Below are 14,927 nucleotides of genomic sequence, written 5' to 3' on the forward strand. Positions count from 1 at the left end.
CGCCGGACATGTGAGGAAGCCGTGACGGTCACTTCACACGAGGGCACATTGCGGCAATATCGGCTTTCTACCGTCTCCGGTATGAAGGCAGCCAAGCATGTGATCGTGGTCGGACACGGCATGGTCGGACACCGCTTCGTCGAGGCCCTGCGGGCCCGCGACACCGAGGGCGTCTGGCGGATCACGGTGCTCGCCGAGGAGGCCGACGCGGCCTATGACCGCGTCGGTCTGACCGGTTACACCGAGCACTGGGACCGCGCGCAGCTGGCGCTGCCCGGCAATGACTATGCCGGCGACAGCGCCGTGGCGCTGCGGCTTGGCTTGCCCGCCAAGGCCATCGACCGGGAAGCCAAGACGGTGACCACCGTCGACGGGCAGTGCCTGAGCTATGACGCGCTGGTGCTGGCCACCGGCTCGTACGCCTTCGTGCCGCCGGTGCCCGGGCATGACCTGCCACACTGTCACGTCTACCGAACCCTGGACGACCTGGATGCCATCCGCGCGGGTTCGCTCGCCGCGGCGAAGTCGAAGACACCTGTCGGGGTGGTCATCGGCGGCGGGCTGCTCGGGCTGGAGGCGGCCAATGCGTTGCGCGCCTTCGGTTTGCAGACCCACGTGCTGGAGATGTCGCCGCATCTGATGGCCGCGCAGCTCGATCCGGCCGGGGGCGCCCTGCTGAATCGGATGATCCGCAGCCTCGGTATCGAGGTGCACACCGGTGTCGGCACCGAGACCATCGCGCCGGCGCAGCGCAACAAGCCACTGCGCAAGTCCCAGGACGACGATGCCGTGCGCCTCACCCTCAACGACGGCACCAGCATCGACGCCGGCGTCGTCGTCTTCGCCGCCGGCGTGCGCCCCCGCGACGAACTGGCGCGCGCCGCCGGCCTGGACATCGCCCAGCGTGGCGGTGTGATGACCGACCGTGCTTGTGTGACAAGTGATCCCGATATCTACGCTATCGGCGAGGTCGCCGCCATCGATGGCCGCTGCTACGGTCTGGTCGGCCCGGGTTACACCAGCGCCGAGGTGGTCGCAGATCGGTTGTTGGGCGGCGCCGCCGAATTCGGCGAGGCCGACATGTCGACCAAGCTCAAGCTGCTCGGCGTGGACGTCGCCAGCTTCGGTGACGCGCAGGGCCGCACACCCAACAGCCTCGATGTCGTCGTCAACGATCCGGTGAAGCAGACCTACGCCAAGCTGGTGCTCTCCGATGACGCCAAAACCCTGCTGGGCGGGATCCTGGTCGGCGATGCCTCCTCCTATGGGGTGCTGCGCCCGATGGTGGCCAGTGAACTGCCCGGCGACCCGCTGTCGTTGATCGCACCTGCAGGCGACGGCGGTGCGGGTGCACTGGGAATCGGCGCGCTGCCGGATATCGCGCAGATCTGCTCCTGCAACAACGTCACCAAGGGCGATCTGAAGGAGGCCATCTGCGGTGGTTGCACCGATGTCGCCGGTCTGAAGAAGTGCACGTTGGCCGGCACGTCCTGTGGCTCCTGCGTGCCGCTGCTCAAACAGCTGTTGGAGGCCGAGGGCGTCGAGCAGTCCAAGGCTCTCTGTGAGCACTTCAGCCATTCCCGCGCCGAGATGTTCGAACTCATCCGGGCGACCGAGATCCGCACGTTCTCCGGATTGATCGAGAAGTACGGCACCGGAAAGGGCTGCGATATATGCAAGCCCACCGTCGCCTCGATTCTCGCGTCCACCAGCTCCGACCATGTGCTCGACGGCGAGCAGGCGTCACTACAGGACTCCAACGACCATTTCCTGGCGAACATCCAGAAGAACGGCAGCTACTCGGTGGTGCCGAGATCACCCGGTGGTGAGATCACCCCCGAGCAGCTGATCCTGATCGGCGAGATCGCCAGGGACTTCGACCTGTACACGAAGATCACCGGCGGCCAGCGCATCGACATGTTCGGTGCCCGGGTGGACCAGCTGCCCGAGATCTGGCGGCGTCTGGTCGAGGGTGGCATGGAGTCCGGGCACGCGTACGGTAAGTCGCTGCGCACCGTCAAGAGTTGTGTCGGCAGCACCTGGTGCCGCTACGGGCAACAGGATTCGGTCGATATGGCCGTCGAGATCGAGAAGCGCTACCGTGGTCTGCGCGCACCGCACAAGATCAAGATGGCGGTCTCCGGATGTGCCCGAGAATGCGCCGAGGCGCAGAGCAAGGACGTCGGCATCATCGCCACCGAGCAGGGCTGGAATCTGTATGTGTGTGGTAATGGCGGGATGTCGCCCCGGCACGCCCAGCTGCTCGCCGGCGATCTCGACGACGAGACGCTGATCCGCTACATCGACCGGTTCCTGATGTACTACATCCGCACCGCCGATCGGCTGCAGCGGACCGCACCGTGGCTGGAGGCGCTCGACGGCGGACTGGATCACGTCCGCGACGTCGTCTGCAACGACTCCCTCGGCCTGGCCGCCGAGTTCGAGGAGGCGATGGCCCGGCACGTGGCCGGCTACGCCTGCGAATGGAAGGGCGTCCTGGACGATCCGGAAAAGCTCTCGCGCTTCGTGTCCTTCGTCAACGCCCCCGAGGTGGCCGACCCGACCATCGAGTTCACCGAGTCCTCGGGACGCAAGGTGCCCGTCGCCATCGGTATGCCGAAGTTCACGCCGCAGGAGGACGCGAAATGACCATCACCGATGATCTCAAAGAAATTGCCGCCGAGAAGAATACGGACTGGACGACGGCATGCCCACTGAACCGGTTGCTGCCCAACAGGGGCGCGGGGGTCTTGCTGCCCGGCGGTGTGCAGGTAGCCCTGTTCCGCCTCGACGACGGATCGCTGCACGCAGTGGGCAACATCGACCCGTTCTCCGGCGCGGCGGTGATGTCGCGTGGCATCGTGGGGGACCGGGCCGGTCGGGCCTGCGTACAGACGCCGATCAAGAAGCAGGCCTTCGCCCTGGATGACGGCGTCTGCCTTGATGATCCGGCGGTATCGCTGCCGGTCTACCGGACCAGGGTCACGCCGGACGGTCTTGTGCAGATCGCTGCGTGACGGCGGCCGCCCACTGGGCGTCGCGGCCGGGGCCAGGATGGCGTACCACGTCACCGCGGCGCTGCAGCACGGTCAGGTTGCGATATACCGACTCGATGACGGCGGTTGAATTTCCCTGCCGCAGAACGTAATCGCGCAACTCCGCCGTCGTCATGGGTCGGTCTTCCTGCTGCAATGCGCTCACCAACTGCGCGCGCAAACGCTCACTCTGCCCCACCGAAGCCATTTGCACGATCTTAGCCGAGCAGGTGGGCCGGACCCGAATCGGCTGGTCAGGCCGCGGCCGACAACCGGACGGCGGCGGCGCGGCGGAAGCGGCTGGCGATCAGCCGGACCATCCCCGGGTGGATGCCCAGCGGGTCGGCAACCAGGTCGGCGCCCGAGTTGCGCAACCGGTCCTGGAACAGCCCGTCGGCCAGCAGATAGGATGCCACCGCGATCCGTCCCCCGCGGCCATGTGCGCGTGCCACCTGCACCGCTTCGGCCACCGTGGGCGCGCCGGTGGCGGCATAACCGAGTTCTACCCGGTCGCCGATCAGGGCGGACAGCATGGCCGCGGTCTGCCGCAGGTCGGACTGTGCGCTGCGATCCGATGTGCCCGCGGCGGCCATGACCACCGAATCACCGGGGCGCCAGCCGGATTCCTGCAGCCGGTCGGCAAGCACGCGTACCGTGCCATGGGACGGGCCCAGTGGCGGGGTCACCGTGACGGCCGGGTGCGTGCTGGCCGCGACGTGGGCAGGCACGTCGGCGCGGACATGGTAGCCACCGGCCAGGAAGGCCGGTACCACGACGGCGGGCCGGTCGGCGGGCAGCCGATCGAGTACCTCTGACGGTGTCGGCCCGAGCACATCGACGAACGCCACATGGACCTGGCGATCCAGCAGTTCCGAGACACCTTCGGCCAGTTGGCCGATCATGTCGACACCGCCGGGTTTACGGGTGCCGTGGGCCACCAGCACTGCGGAGACATCGCGATTCATGACACTCCCATCGGGTACTCGTCGACGGCCAGCCGGTATCCCCGCTTGACCACGGTCGACACGATGTTTTTGTCACCCAGCGCATTTCGTAGCCGCAGCACCGCGGTCTCGACGGCGTGGGTGTCGGTGCCGCTGCCCGGCAGGGCGTTGAGAAGGTCTTGCCGCGACACCACCGAGCCCGGCCGGTGAGCAAGAGCGCGGATGGTGGCCATCCCGGCCGGCGGCAGTTCCTTGACCACGTCGTCGACCAGCACGCAGGTGCCGCGGATCTCCAGCAGATGCCCGGCTACCCGCATCCGCCGCGACTGCAGTAGCGGCAACTCATCGGTGATGTGGCGGGCCAGGGCGCCCAGCCGCATGCGTTCCGGGGCAGAGGTGGGCACGCCGAGGCGGACCAGCGGGCGAGCGGTGATCGGGCCGACACACATCGCATGCACGTTGGTGCGCAACGCATCCAGTACAGCCGGCTCCACACCGAGGTCGGCCGCGCGCAACAGCAGGGCAGCCACCGCCGGGGCAGAAGTGAAGCTGACGGCATCGAAACGCTGCTCGGCGATGCCCAGCACCAGCTGATCGAAGGGACCGTTGCGCGGGGCGGGGTTCCATCGATAGACCCGGATCGGCACGACGTCCGCGCCGGCGGCGCGCAACTCGTCGAGGAACTCGGGGAACGGATCCCAATCGTCGTTGGTGCCGTGCAACTGCACGGCGACCCGCATGCCGACGATGCCGCCCTCCAACAGGTAGTGCAGCAGCTCGCGGGAGGACTCGGACTCCGGCGACCATTCCTCGGGCAGACCGGCGGCGCGCAGTGCCCCGGTGGCCTTCGGTCCCCGCGAGACGATACGAGCGTTGCCGAGCGCGGCGGTCAGGTCATGGGCCAGGCCCCAGCCGTCAGCTGCCGCGATCCAGCCGCGAAACCCGATCCCGGTGGTCGCGATCACGATATCGGGTGGGCTCGCGATCAGGGCCTGGGTGTTGGTCCGCAGCTCGTCGTCGTCGGGCAGCGGCACCATCGTGATGGCCGCGGCACTGGTCACGTCGGCACCGCGCCGAGTGAGCAGGGCGGCCAGCTCTTCGCTGCGTCGAGCCGAGGTCACCGCCACCCGGAACCCGGTGAGCGGCGCCCAGTCAGGTCCAGTCATGTCACCTGTGTATTCAGTCGGTGTTTCGGGGCTGTTACCCCGCGATTGCGCGCGGGTGTCGCCGCTGGCCGGGCTGTCGTGGCTGCGGGCGACATCGATGTGAGGTTATGAGCGCTTTGTTGCGTGGGCGCTGCTGGCGATAACCCGGCCGTGAACTTCCGCTCACCGCGGCAACCTCCCGGCGGTGAGGTCCTGACCAGGCATTACCAGACGTCGCCTGCGCGCCAATCACAGCTCAGCTCCGCGCTGGTGTCCAGTTCGACACCGACGGGAAGAACGTACACGCCGCCGTCGTCGTCCGGGGTGCGGGCGATACCGTTCGGTGTCAGCACCGAGGTGGGCCCCTGCCACTGCTGCCAGCCGCGCGGCAGATACAACTGCATCCCGGCCTCCGAGGCACCGAGCGCACCCAGCTGGTAGGCCCCGCGCAACACCTGTTCCAGCGCGTCCATGATCGCGGTGCCCAGGCCCTGCCTGCGCCAGTCCTCGCGGACCGCGACGGCCTCGACGTAGCCGCACCGCAGCGGCATATCGCGATAGAGCAGCCGGCGTTGGATGACGGCGCCGTGAGCGATGAGCGCGCCGCGGTGAAAGATCAGGGCGTGCATGCCGCCGAGCGCGTGCTCCCAGTCCGAATCGTCGAAGGTGCCCGCCGTGTCATCGGCGAAGGCGTCGACGACCATGCGGTGGGCGTCCGCGCGGGTTTCGGCGTCCAGGTCCGCGGTGTGGATCAGCCGCGCGGTGTGGACGTCGCGGACCGCGGTCGGTCCCGGTGTGTGACTGCGCACACAGCCGTTTCTACCATCAATTCTCGTGCGGGTGGCGCGGCCGCGACCAGTGCAGCCGGACCGTCTGGCCGGGGCGCACCTGGCCGAGCTTGTCGATGTCCTCATCGGTGACCACGCCGATCACCGGGTAGCCACCGGTCACCGGATGGTCGGGACCGAGGATCACCGGAAAACCGTTGGGCGGTATCTGGATCGCCCCGCGGGTAGCGCCCTCACTGGGCAGCTGCCGTTCGGGCCGGCGGTGCGCCAGCGGCATTCCCACCAGCCGCATGCCGACCCGGTCGCTGCGGTTGGTCACCAGCCAATTGGTGCGCACCAGGATGTCGGGGTCGACGAACCAGTCGTCTCGCGGTCCCGGGACGACCTGGAGCTCCACGATCTCGGGCGCGATGGCGCCGACGGGAGCCTGGTCGAGCTCGGGAAAGTCGGGGCTGTGTTCCCCGACCGGCAGCACGTCACCGGCGCGCAGCGGTGCCGGGCCGATCGCCGACATCACGTCATAACTGCGTGAGCCGAGCACCGGGGCCACATCGATCCCACCGCGTACCGCCAGGTAGCTGCGCAGTCCGGAATGCGGTGCGCCCAGTGAGATCACCTCACCGTCGCGCGCGTAGTGGATGCTGTTGGTGCCGAAAGGCACTCCGTTGACGGCGGGGTCGGTGTCGGCGCCGGTGACGGCGATGGTGACATCCCCGCCGTGCACGCGGGCCGAGAATCCACCGAAGGTGACCTCGACGGTGGCGTGCTCGCCGGGGTTGGCGACCAGTCGGTTGGCCAGCGTGTGCGCCCGCCGGTCGGCGGCACCCGAGGTGGTCACCCCCATATGCGCCATCCCGGGCCTGCCCAGATCCTCGACGAGGGCCAGCGGGCCGGTGCGCAGTACTTCCAGCGTGACGCTCATGATTGTCGACTCCCTCCGCAAGCGTCGCTCATGCGATCTCCTCGCAGGCTCGGGGTTCGCATCGTGTTTGTCGATTCGCTCCGCAAGCGTCGCTCATGCGATCTCCCGGAACGCGACGGTCATCCCCGGCGTGAGCAGGGCGGGCCGGTCGCGGGTGACATCGAACAGAACTGCCGACGTGCGTCCGATCAGCTGCCACCCACCGGGGGACTCGCGGGGATAGACCCCGCTGAATTCGCCTGCCAGACCGACTGATCCGGCCGGAACGCGGGTCCGTGGCTCGGCGCGACGGGGCACCTGCAGCCGCGGGTCACCACCGATCAGGTAGGCGAATCCCGGTGCGAAGCCGCCGAATCCGACCTGCCACAGCGTGCCGGTGTGGGCGGTGACCACCTCCGCGGTGCTCAGGCCTGTCAGCTCGGCGACCTCGGCCAGGTCGGCGCCGTCATAGGTCACCTCGAGCACGACGTCGGGCTGGGCCGCCTTGCCGTATTCGTCGACGGATTGCTGCAGACGCAGGGACTTGAGCCGTTGCCGGGTGGGTGCCAGGTAGCGTGGGCCCGCCAGCTTCACCAGGATCGTCCGCGAGGCGGGCACGATATCGAGGACGCCGGGCAGGCCGGCGCTCGTCAGTGTGTCGGTCCAGGCCAATACCGCCGCGGTGCCATCGAACTCGAGCAGCAGCGCCTGATCCCCGTAATCGCGAACGGTGCCCAGCTCACCGGGCACGTGGACTTCCGTCGTCACTGTCATCTGCCGAAGCTACCGCCGGGTAACGTCGTTCTCGACGTGTCTGAGCGGTTTGCCAGAGGAGCCTTAGCAAAGGTTCATACGCCCGTTCACGCGGCCGGCTGATAGGTCGGCTCGCGGCGCTTGACCATCGCGATCACGCGGTAGGTGATGGGCAGCAGCACCACCTCCACGATGGTCTTGTAGAACCAGCCCTGGGCGGTGTAGATCAGGAAATCGCTGAACGTGTTGATACCGATGACGCTGGCCGCGATGGCGCAGAACACGACGGTGTCGCCGAGTTGCCCGACGAAGGTTGACCCGACCAGGCGTGCCCAGAGGTGCTTTTCCTTGGTCCGTTCCTTGATCAGTACCAGCGACCAGGCGTTCAGTGTCTGTCCGACGAGGAACCCCGCCATGCCGGCGATGATCAGCCCGGTGTAGGCGCTGACGATGTTCTCCAGGTGTTCCTGGTTCGGATAGAAATCGGCGGCGGGAAGGTAGACGGTCGCCCAGAAGGCGGCGGCGGCAAGGGCATTCATCGCGAAACCGGTGAGGATCGCGCGCCGTGCCGCCCTGAACCCATAGACCTCGGAGAGCACGTCGCCGATCACATAGGTCAGCGGGAAGACGATGAACCCGCCGTCGGTGATGATCGGGCCGAACTCCACGCCTTTGGTGGCGGTGACGTTGGAGATGATGACCAGGGCGGTGAAGACCGCGACGAAAATCGGATAGTAGGCCGAACCGACCTGCGCGTAGGACGGGCCGTGCTGGGTGTCGTTCGGACTGCTCACCCGGATATCTTGTCAGGCCAGCGCGGGTCTGAGCATGGCCGGCAGCTGGTCGGCGACCGCGGGCAGCGACAACGGCGAGCTGAAGGCGATGGCGGCGGCCAGGTCGCGGCCGGTGAAGACGTTGCGTACGCCCCGTTCGGCGATGATGGGGTCGGCCGTCAGCGCGGCGATCTCGGGGTCGTCGGCGCACCAGATGAGCACATCGGCCGCGCCGAGCACCTGTGCCATCCGATCGCGCGGCACGGTGGCGTCGGTGTCGGGCAGCGTGAATCCGAGCTGGGTCAGGAACTCGGTGCGCCAGCCCGGTGGTGTCGTCACCAGATCCCCGCCGTCGAGGCTGCCCTGCAGCAGTAGTGCGCGTTTGTCCTTGAACTGGGGATTCTCGGTACCCGCGGTCGTGAACCGGGTGTCGACATCGGTGATCAGCCGGGTCATCTCGTCGTGTTTGAACACCGCGGCGCCGATGGTTGTCGCCTGGTCCTTCCACGGTTCGAAGAAGGCCTGAGTCCCGGACTGGGCGATCGTCGGCGCGACGTCGGACAGCCGGTCATAGGTGTCGCGGTCCAGGCCGGCATTGGTGGCGATGATCAGATCGGGGTTCAGCGTCGCGATGGCGTCCACGTCGATACCGTTGTCGAGGTTGAGCACCGCCGGTTGGGCGGCGCCGAGCGCCGGGAGCGCCCATGGCCAGGTGGCGAACGGCTGCCCGCCGAACCATTCGGTCACCCCGACAGGGGTGACGCCGACGGCCATCAGGCAATCCTGACCGGTCAGCCCGGCGCTGACCACGCGGGTCGGTGGCGCGGGTACTCGGGTTTCGCCGAATGCGTGCCGGACGGTGACCGACCCGTCGTCGGCGACGGCGCCGGGCCGTTGCTCGGAGCTGCAGGCGGCGGCTGCGGCCGCCGATCCGGCGGCAAGCGCCAGCAGGAAACCTCGCCGGGACCAGGGTGTCGGCACGCCGTGAGCGTACTTCCCGGCGAGCGTGCGTGTCTGCACGATGACACGCCGACGCGGTGGAGAGTTCGCGCACTCTCGCGGCGATGACACCGCGAAGCTTCCCCGGCCGACCGACTACGGGGCGAGCCCGCGCAGCAGCACCGCCAGACCGAACTCGAAGGCATCCTCCGCGCGGTCCGGGCTCGATCCGGCTGCCAGCGCGGCCGCGAGTTGCGGGCCGACGTCGGGGCTGGACCCCCACGGCGCATCGGGCGCGGCGGCGTCCAGCGCAGAGCCGAGGACGAAAGAGTCGATGAGCGTGATGGCGCGCAGGGTGTCGGGAGCGCTGAACCCGGCAGCGGTGAGCGTCTGCGCCAGCGCGTTGTACATCGCGACGGCGTGCGTGCTGGCGACCGGGTAGGCGGTCAGTAGGGGGATCAGCCTCGGGTAGCGGGCGTAGCTGCGACGGTAGGAGCGCATGATGTCGGCGACGACGTCGATCCATGGCCCGTCGGTATCGGGAAGGGTCACTGCGCTCATGGCCTTTTCGCGGAGCAGTTCGATGATCTGCTCGCGTCCGGTGACGTGGTTGTACAACGAGGACGGGCTCACCTTGAGTGAGCGGGCCAGTTCGGGGATGGTGAAACCGCCGGTCCTCTCGACCAGGTCCATTGCGGCATCGGCGATCCGGCCGGTCGACAGAATCGCCACCCTGGGTCGTCCCACTGGTCGATTTCCCTCCGGCTCTTTACAACGGCTTCCCCGCATCCCACAATAAACGAAACTCATTCGTTTTAGGAGCGTCGACATGCTCGTTCTCACCGCCGAGCCCGCTGAACCGCTGTCCCGCACCGCCGAGTCGCGACGGCCGCCGGTGCGCGTCGCACTGGTGCAGCACCGGTGGCGCGCCGATGCCGCCGAGCTGATCGGGGTGCTCAACGACGGCATCGCCCGTGCCGCTGACGCCGGCGCGACCGCGGTGTTCCTGCCCGAGATCACCCTGTTGCGCTATCCCGCCGATACCCGGGCCGGTGCGAATCCCGGTGACTCTGCCGAGAACTTGCTGGACGGCCCGACCTTCTCGATGGCCGCCGAGGCGGCCCGGCGGCACGGGATCTTCGTGCACGCCTCGCTGTACGAAAAGGCGCCAGACGCCGACGGTCTCGGTTTCAACACCGCGATCCTGGTCTCGCCGGCGGGAGACTTGGTCGGGCGTACCCGCAAGATGCACATTCCGATCTCGGCGGGCTACTACGAGGACACCTACTTCCGTCAGGGACCGGCCGAGGACGCGTACCCGGTGTATGCGCCGGAGGGTCTCGGCGCGCGGGTGGGCCTGCCGACCTGCTGGGACGAATGGTTCCCCGAGGTGGCGCGGAGTTACGCGCTCGGCGGCGCCGAGATCGTCGTCTATCCGACCGCCATCGGATCCGAACCCGTGTTCCCCGCGTTCGACACCCAGCCGCTGTGGCGGCATGTGATCGTCGGGCACGGCATCAGCAACGGACTGTTCATGTTGGTGCCCAACCGGACCGGGAACGAGGGTGCCCTGTCGTTCTACGGGTCCTCGTTCATCTCCGACCCATATGGCCGGGTGCTGGTTTCGGCGCCCCGTGACGAGGAGGCGGTACTGATCGCCGATCTGGACCTCGACCAACGGCGTGACTGGCTGGAGCTCTTCCCGTTCCTGCTGACGCGCCGACCGGACAGCTATGGCGCGCTGACCGCGCCGGTGGATGTCGCGCACCCCTATGGCACGGGGCACGCAGCCACGGCGGTGGTCAAGTGAGCGATCGGCCGACCTACCTGATGCCTGCCGAGGGTGCGACGCAGGACCGGGTGTGGATGGCCTTCCCATCCGCCGGATACTCCCTGGGCGACACCGTCGAAGAACAGCACGAGGCACGGTCGACGTGGTCGGCCGTCGCACACGCCATCGCAGAGTTCGAACCGGTCACCATGTTGGTCGACCCCGACGAGGTCGATGTCGCGAAACGCTATCTGTCGCAGGACATCCAGACGGTGGAGGTACCACTCGACGATGCCTGGATGCGCGATATCGGGCCCACTTTCGTGCATACCGATGACGGTTCGGTCGCCGCGGTGGATTGGGTGTTCAACGGCTGGGGCGGCCAGGACTGGGCGCGCTGGGACCGCGACTGCAAGGTCGGTGCGGTGGTGGCCGAGCTGGCCGGGGTGCCATTGGTCTCCTCCCCGCTGGTGAACGAGGGCGGTGGCATCCATGTCGATGGATGCGGGACCGTACTGGTCACCGAGACCGTGCAACTCGACCCCGGCCGCAATCCTGATCTGACGAAGGCTGATGTCGAGAGCGAATTGTTGCGCACCATCGGGGCCACCGACGTGGTCTGGCTGCCGATGGGCCTCACCAGGGATTCGCAGCGCTTCGGTACGCGCGGGCATGTCGATATCGTCGCGACGTTCACCGAGCCCGGTCGCTTGCTCTTGCATACCCAGGGCGATGACGGCCACCCGGATTCCTTGGTATGTACCAAGATTCGGCATTCACTCGGCGAGCGCTTCGAGATCATCGAGATGCCTGCCCCGACGGTCCTCACCGATGACGAAGGTTTCGTCGACTACAGCTACATCAACCACCTCGTGGTCAACGGCGGTGTGATCGCCTGTGCGTTCGGTGATCCCCGCGACCGCGATGCCGCGGCCATTCTCGCCGAGCAGTACCCGGGCCGCCGGGTGGTGTCGGTGGACGCCCGGCCGCTGTTCGCCCGCGGCGGCGGAATCCATTGCATCACCCAGCAGCAGCCCTCCCCGCGCTGAGAACCCGGACGGCCTGGGGCACGTCGGGTGCCCCAGGCCGTTGGGCTGCGATTCAGACCAGGTTGATGGTCACCGGGATGTTGCCGCGGGTGGCCTTCGAGTAGGGGCATACCTCATGCGCGCCGTCGACGATCTGGCGTGCGGTCTCCGGGTCCACGCCCGGGATGCTGACGTTGAGACGCGCCTGCAGCGAGAATCCGCCGTCAACGCTCACCAGGTCCACCTCTGCGTCCACAGCGGTCTGTGCGGGCAGCTTCACCTTGTGTTGTCCGGCAACCAGTCCCATGGCGCTCAGATAGCAGGCCGACCAGCCGGCGGCGAACAGTTGCTCGGGGTTGGTGCCGGTGCCCTCGGTGCCCGGCGCGGTGAGTTGGATGTCCAGGTTGCCGTCAGAGCTGTAGGACTCGCCCTGGCGGCCGCCGGTGGTGTGGGTTGCGGCGGTGTAGACGACGGACATGGTCTTCTCCTTCGAGGGTTCGGCGGCCTGCGCTTTCGCTTCGGCTGATCGGTGCAACCCGACGGCGATTTAGTTCATTCCCGATTCAATCGTGCGCGCTAGAATTGGTCTATGAAGCCGCAGTTTCCCCAGCTCTCCGATTTCCTGTGTTTCGCCGTGTATTCGGCGAATCTCGCGTACGGAAAAGCGTACAAACCGCTCCTGGACAAAGCCGGTATCACCTACACCCAATACCTGGTGATAGTTGCCTTGTGGGAAGAGGATCACCAGACCGTCAGCGGTCTGGGTGAGAAGCTCTTCCTGGAGTCCAACACCCTGACCCCGATATTGAAGCGACTCGAGGGCGCCGGTTACCTCAGTCGGGAACGTTCGGCAGATGACGAGCGCCAAGTTCTGGTCAGTCTGACCGATGCCGGCCGCGCGCTGCGGGAGCAAGGTGTGGAGACGGATCTGATAGCCGCCACCGGGTTGGAGCCCGAGGAACTGCGCGCCATCCAGAAGGGCATGGTGAAGTTGCGAGACAATCTACGATCGCACGTCCGCGAAAACTGACGCTCGGGCATAATCTCGGGCGTGACCGACGTACTGATTGCGGGCGCCGGCCCGATCGGATTGACCGCCGCCATCGAGCTGGCCCGCCGCGGTGTGGCCGTGCGGATCATCGATCCGCTACTCGAACCGCCCCGGTACGCCAAAGCTGTTGGTGTGCAACCTCGGACCCTCGAAGTGTTCGAGCGAATGGGGATAGTGCGCCAGATCCTCGATGCGGGCGTACATTTTCGAGGGCAGATCGCCTACCTCAACGGTGAACGGGTCGGTGACATCGAGCTGACGCTTCCCGACGATGTGCCGTTCCGCTTCATCGGCATACCCCAGTACAACACGGAGCGGGTGTTGCGCCGGGAGCTCACGGCCCGCGGCGTGCGCATCGAACGCGGCGTCCGGTTGACCGGTTTCGAACAGGACTCCGACGGTGTGACCGCCATGCTCGACAACGCGACACCCGTTCGGGCGCAATATCTGATCGGTGCCGACGGAGCACACTCGATCGTCCGCAAGACGCTCGGCCTGAATTTCGAAGGCGCTGCCTTCGAAGAGCAATACATGCTCGCCGATGTCGAGGTGGACTGGACGCTACCGCCCGGCTACGCCGTGCGATCCATGCACAACTCCGAGGGCAAGGTCGACGACCTTCTGGTGTGCATTCCGCTGCCCGGGCGGGGGCGCTACCGGATGTCGATGCTGGTGCCGCCCGAGCTGTCCACCCAGGGTGGGGTGCAGCACGGCTTCGGTGAGGGCACGCCCGAGCTGCACCACATCCAGGCGGTGTTGGATCGGTTGTCGCCGGAGCCGACCACGGCTCGGAATATGCGGTGGTCCTCCGTATTTCGGATCAGTCACCGCATCGTGGACGCCTACGGCCGCGGCCGGGTCTTCGTCGCCGGCGACGCCGCGCACATTCACCCGCCCACCGGTGCGCAAGGAATGAACACCGGAATTCAGGACGCCTACAACCTGGCATGGAAGCTGGCGTTGGCCGTGACCCGCGATGCGGCGGACGGGCTTCTCGACAGCTACGACGCGGAGCGTCGTCCCATCGGTGAGGAGGTGGTCGGACGCACCGTGCGCAGCGCGCGGGAGGGGATCGGCGCCGACTCGACCGATCCCGACTTCGTCATCCGCCGGGAGGCGCAACTGCTGGTGAGCTACGCGGACAGTCCCATCGTGGCCGCCGGTGCCGGCGGCCGGGCACCCGATGCGCGTGGGCTGACCCGCGCGGCCGAAGCCGAGCCGGTGCGACTGTTCACCCTGTTGGCGGGCACCCGACACACTCTGCTGTTGTATGCCGACCCTGCAACGGGTTTCGAGGAGCTGGAGGCCGCAGCCGAGGCCGCCGACCGTGCTGCGCACGGGCTTCTCGATGTATACGTCGTCGCGCACCCCGATGCGGCTGTCGAGGCCACCGTGCTGCCGTTGGTGCGCGACGAAACCGGCGAGTTCGCCGCGGCTTACGGTGTCGACGGACCTGCAGCCGTCGTGGTGCGTCCCGACGGGCATCTGGGCTATACCGGCGCGGTGGAGGCCGACGCGCTCGTGGGCTACCTGAAGCGGACGTTCGTCTAGCGTCCGCGGCCGTCGATCGGAATCCGGACGGCCCGCCAACACGGGCTAGCCCGGGGTGTTCGACCTTGCGGACCCGGCGACGCCGCTTCGCCGGGTCCCGTCACACGCCCGTTTCACTGTGTAGTTGTCAAGGTACGCAGCAGTTTTGGTCGGATATGGCCTCAAGGCGGAGGTGTGTTCGGAGTGGAATCGCAGATGATGGGTGGCTACATACCGGACCCAACCTTTCGCAAAAGGCCAGCACAATG

Annotated in this window: 16 protein-coding genes; 6 read left to right on the forward strand and 10 right to left on the reverse strand. The window is 67.3% G+C overall.

Translation table 11 applies throughout. The annotated features are described in order from the left end of the window. The first annotated feature begins 81 nt into the window (after nt 1-81). Nucleotides 82-2,649, forward strand: coding sequence for a nitrite reductase large subunit NirB (nirB, locus tag FBY28_RS15120; RefSeq protein WP_141868050.1), 2,568 nt, complete (start codon nt 82-84; stop codon nt 2,647-2,649). Further along, the gene (gene nirD, locus FBY28_RS15125; protein WP_141868052.1) at nt 2,646-3,017 is read left to right on the forward strand and encodes a nitrite reductase small subunit NirD; all 372 of its coding nucleotides are present in this window, start codon (nt 2,646-2,648) and stop codon (nt 3,015-3,017) included. The genes nirB and nirD overlap by 4 nt, the downstream gene beginning before the upstream one ends. On the opposite strand, the gene FBY28_RS15130 is transcribed toward nirD, so the two are convergent. The 9 genes from FBY28_RS15130 to FBY28_RS15170 all read right to left on the reverse strand — a co-directional run bounded on the left by FBY28_RS15130 (nt 2,983) and on the right by FBY28_RS15170 (nt 10,010). Further along, nucleotides 2,983-3,243: a Fur family transcriptional regulator gene (locus tag FBY28_RS15130; protein WP_141868054.1), complete on the reverse strand. Its 261-nt coding sequence runs from the start codon at nt 3,241-3,243 to the stop codon at nt 2,983-2,985. The genes nirD and FBY28_RS15130 overlap by 35 nt on opposite strands. A 46-nt stretch (nt 3,244-3,289) precedes the next feature. After that, a complete protein-coding gene (locus tag FBY28_RS15135; RefSeq protein WP_141868056.1) occupies nt 3,290-4,000 on the reverse strand; it encodes a sirohydrochlorin chelatase in 711 nt (236 codons plus the stop codon). Then, nucleotides 3,997-5,145, reverse strand: a complete 1,149-nt coding sequence (locus FBY28_RS15140; protein WP_141868058.1) for a uroporphyrinogen-III synthase — start codon at nt 5,143-5,145, stop codon at nt 3,997-3,999. Before FBY28_RS15140 ends, FBY28_RS15135 begins: the two co-directional genes overlap by 4 nt. A gap of 203 nt (nt 5,146-5,348) precedes the next feature. Beyond that, complete coding sequence (locus tag FBY28_RS15145; RefSeq protein ID WP_141868060.1) at nt 5,349-5,933, reverse strand: GNAT family N-acetyltransferase; 585 nt, start codon at nt 5,931-5,933, stop codon at nt 5,349-5,351. 16 nt (nt 5,934-5,949) lie between these two features. Further along, complete coding sequence (locus FBY28_RS15150) at nt 5,950-6,834, reverse strand: 5-oxoprolinase/urea amidolyase family protein (protein ID WP_141868061.1); 885 nt, start codon at nt 6,832-6,834, stop codon at nt 5,950-5,952. A 93-nt stretch (nt 6,835-6,927) separates the two neighbouring features. Continuing rightward, on the reverse strand, nt 6,928-7,587 hold the full coding sequence (locus FBY28_RS15155) for a 5-oxoprolinase subunit B family protein (RefSeq protein ID WP_141868063.1): 660 nt from the start codon (nt 7,585-7,587) through the stop codon (nt 6,928-6,930). Between the two features lie 86 nt (nt 7,588-7,673). Further along, complete coding sequence (locus FBY28_RS15160) at nt 7,674-8,360, reverse strand: queuosine precursor transporter (protein ID WP_141868065.1); 687 nt, start codon at nt 8,358-8,360, stop codon at nt 7,674-7,676. 12 nt (nt 8,361-8,372) lie between these two features. Continuing rightward, complete coding sequence (locus FBY28_RS15165; RefSeq protein ID WP_174241640.1) at nt 8,373-9,320, reverse strand: ABC transporter substrate-binding protein; 948 nt, start codon at nt 9,318-9,320, stop codon at nt 8,373-8,375. A gap of 114 nt (nt 9,321-9,434) precedes the next feature. Beyond that, nucleotides 9,435-10,010: a TetR/AcrR family transcriptional regulator C-terminal domain-containing protein gene (locus tag FBY28_RS15170; RefSeq protein ID WP_216847717.1), complete on the reverse strand. Its 576-nt coding sequence runs from the start codon at nt 10,008-10,010 to the stop codon at nt 9,435-9,437. A 97-nt stretch (nt 10,011-10,107) separates the two neighbouring features. Between FBY28_RS15170 and FBY28_RS15175 the strand changes: the two genes are divergently transcribed. Together FBY28_RS15175 and FBY28_RS15180 are read left to right on the forward strand one after the other, a co-directional pair. Then, nucleotides 10,108-11,088, forward strand: coding sequence for a nitrilase-related carbon-nitrogen hydrolase (locus FBY28_RS15175; protein WP_141868071.1), 981 nt, complete (start codon nt 10,108-10,110; stop codon nt 11,086-11,088). Between the two features lie 20 nt (nt 11,089-11,108). Next, on the forward strand, nt 11,109-12,098 hold the full coding sequence (locus tag FBY28_RS15180) for an agmatine deiminase family protein (protein ID WP_141870238.1): 990 nt from the start codon (nt 11,109-11,111) through the stop codon (nt 12,096-12,098). Between the two features lie 52 nt (nt 12,099-12,150). Here the strand turns inward: FBY28_RS15180 and FBY28_RS15185 are convergent, their stop codons facing one another. Then, nucleotides 12,151-12,555 carry an organic hydroperoxide resistance protein gene (locus FBY28_RS15185; protein ID WP_141868074.1) on the reverse strand — a complete coding sequence of 135 codons (405 nt, stop codon included), beginning with the start codon at nt 12,553-12,555 and terminating at the stop codon, nt 12,151-12,153. A gap of 111 nt (nt 12,556-12,666) precedes the next feature. On the opposite strand from FBY28_RS15185, the gene FBY28_RS15190 reads away from it, so the two are divergent. Continuing rightward, nucleotides 12,667-13,107, forward strand: coding sequence for a MarR family winged helix-turn-helix transcriptional regulator (locus FBY28_RS15190; protein ID WP_141868077.1), 441 nt, complete (start codon nt 12,667-12,669; stop codon nt 13,105-13,107). 21 nt (nt 13,108-13,128) lie between these two features. Beyond that, the gene (locus FBY28_RS15195; RefSeq protein ID WP_141868079.1) at nt 13,129-14,679 is read left to right on the forward strand and encodes an FAD-dependent monooxygenase; all 1,551 of its coding nucleotides are present in this window, start codon (nt 13,129-13,131) and stop codon (nt 14,677-14,679) included. The last annotated feature ends 248 nt before the right edge of the window (nt 14,680-14,927 follow it).

The organism is Arthrobacter sp. SLBN-53 (assembly GCF_006715585.1).
In the GTDB taxonomy this organism is placed as follows: Bacteria; Actinomycetota; Actinomycetes; order Mycobacteriales; family Mycobacteriaceae; genus Mycobacterium; species Mycobacterium neoaurum_A.

Excerpts from the sequence above, each read along its gene's own strand:
- nirD (WP_141868052.1), top strand. The coding sequence starts at position 2,646 with ATGACCATCACCGATGATCTCAAAGAAATTGCCGCCGAGAAGAATACG.
- nirB (WP_141868050.1), top strand. The coding sequence starts at position 82 with ATGAAGGCAGCCAAGCATGTGATCGTGGTCGGACACGGCATGGTCGGA.
- FBY28_RS15175 (WP_141868071.1), top strand. The coding sequence starts at position 10,108 with ATGCTCGTTCTCACCGCCGAGCCCGCTGAACCGCTGTCCCGCACCGCC.
- FBY28_RS15190 (WP_141868077.1), top strand. The coding sequence starts at position 12,667 with ATGAAGCCGCAGTTTCCCCAGCTCTCCGATTTCCTGTGTTTCGCCGTG.
- FBY28_RS15150 (WP_141868061.1), bottom strand. The coding sequence starts at position 6,834 with ATGAGCGTCACGCTGGAAGTACTGCGCACCGGCCCGCTGGCCCTCGTC.
- FBY28_RS15130 (WP_141868054.1), bottom strand. The coding sequence starts at position 3,243 with ATGGCTTCGGTGGGGCAGAGTGAGCGTTTGCGCGCGCAGTTGGTGAGC.
- FBY28_RS15180 (WP_141870238.1), top strand. The coding sequence starts at position 11,109 with ATGCCTGCCGAGGGTGCGACGCAGGACCGGGTGTGGATGGCCTTCCCA.
- FBY28_RS15185 (WP_141868074.1), bottom strand. The coding sequence starts at position 12,555 with ATGTCCGTCGTCTACACCGCCGCAACCCACACCACCGGCGGCCGCCAG.
- FBY28_RS15155 (WP_141868063.1), bottom strand. The coding sequence starts at position 7,587 with ATGACAGTGACGACGGAAGTCCACGTGCCCGGTGAGCTGGGCACCGTT.
- FBY28_RS15140 (WP_141868058.1), bottom strand. The coding sequence starts at position 5,145 with ATGACTGGACCTGACTGGGCGCCGCTCACCGGGTTCCGGGTGGCGGTG.
- FBY28_RS15135 (WP_141868056.1), bottom strand. The coding sequence starts at position 4,000 with ATGAATCGCGATGTCTCCGCAGTGCTGGTGGCCCACGGCACCCGTAAA.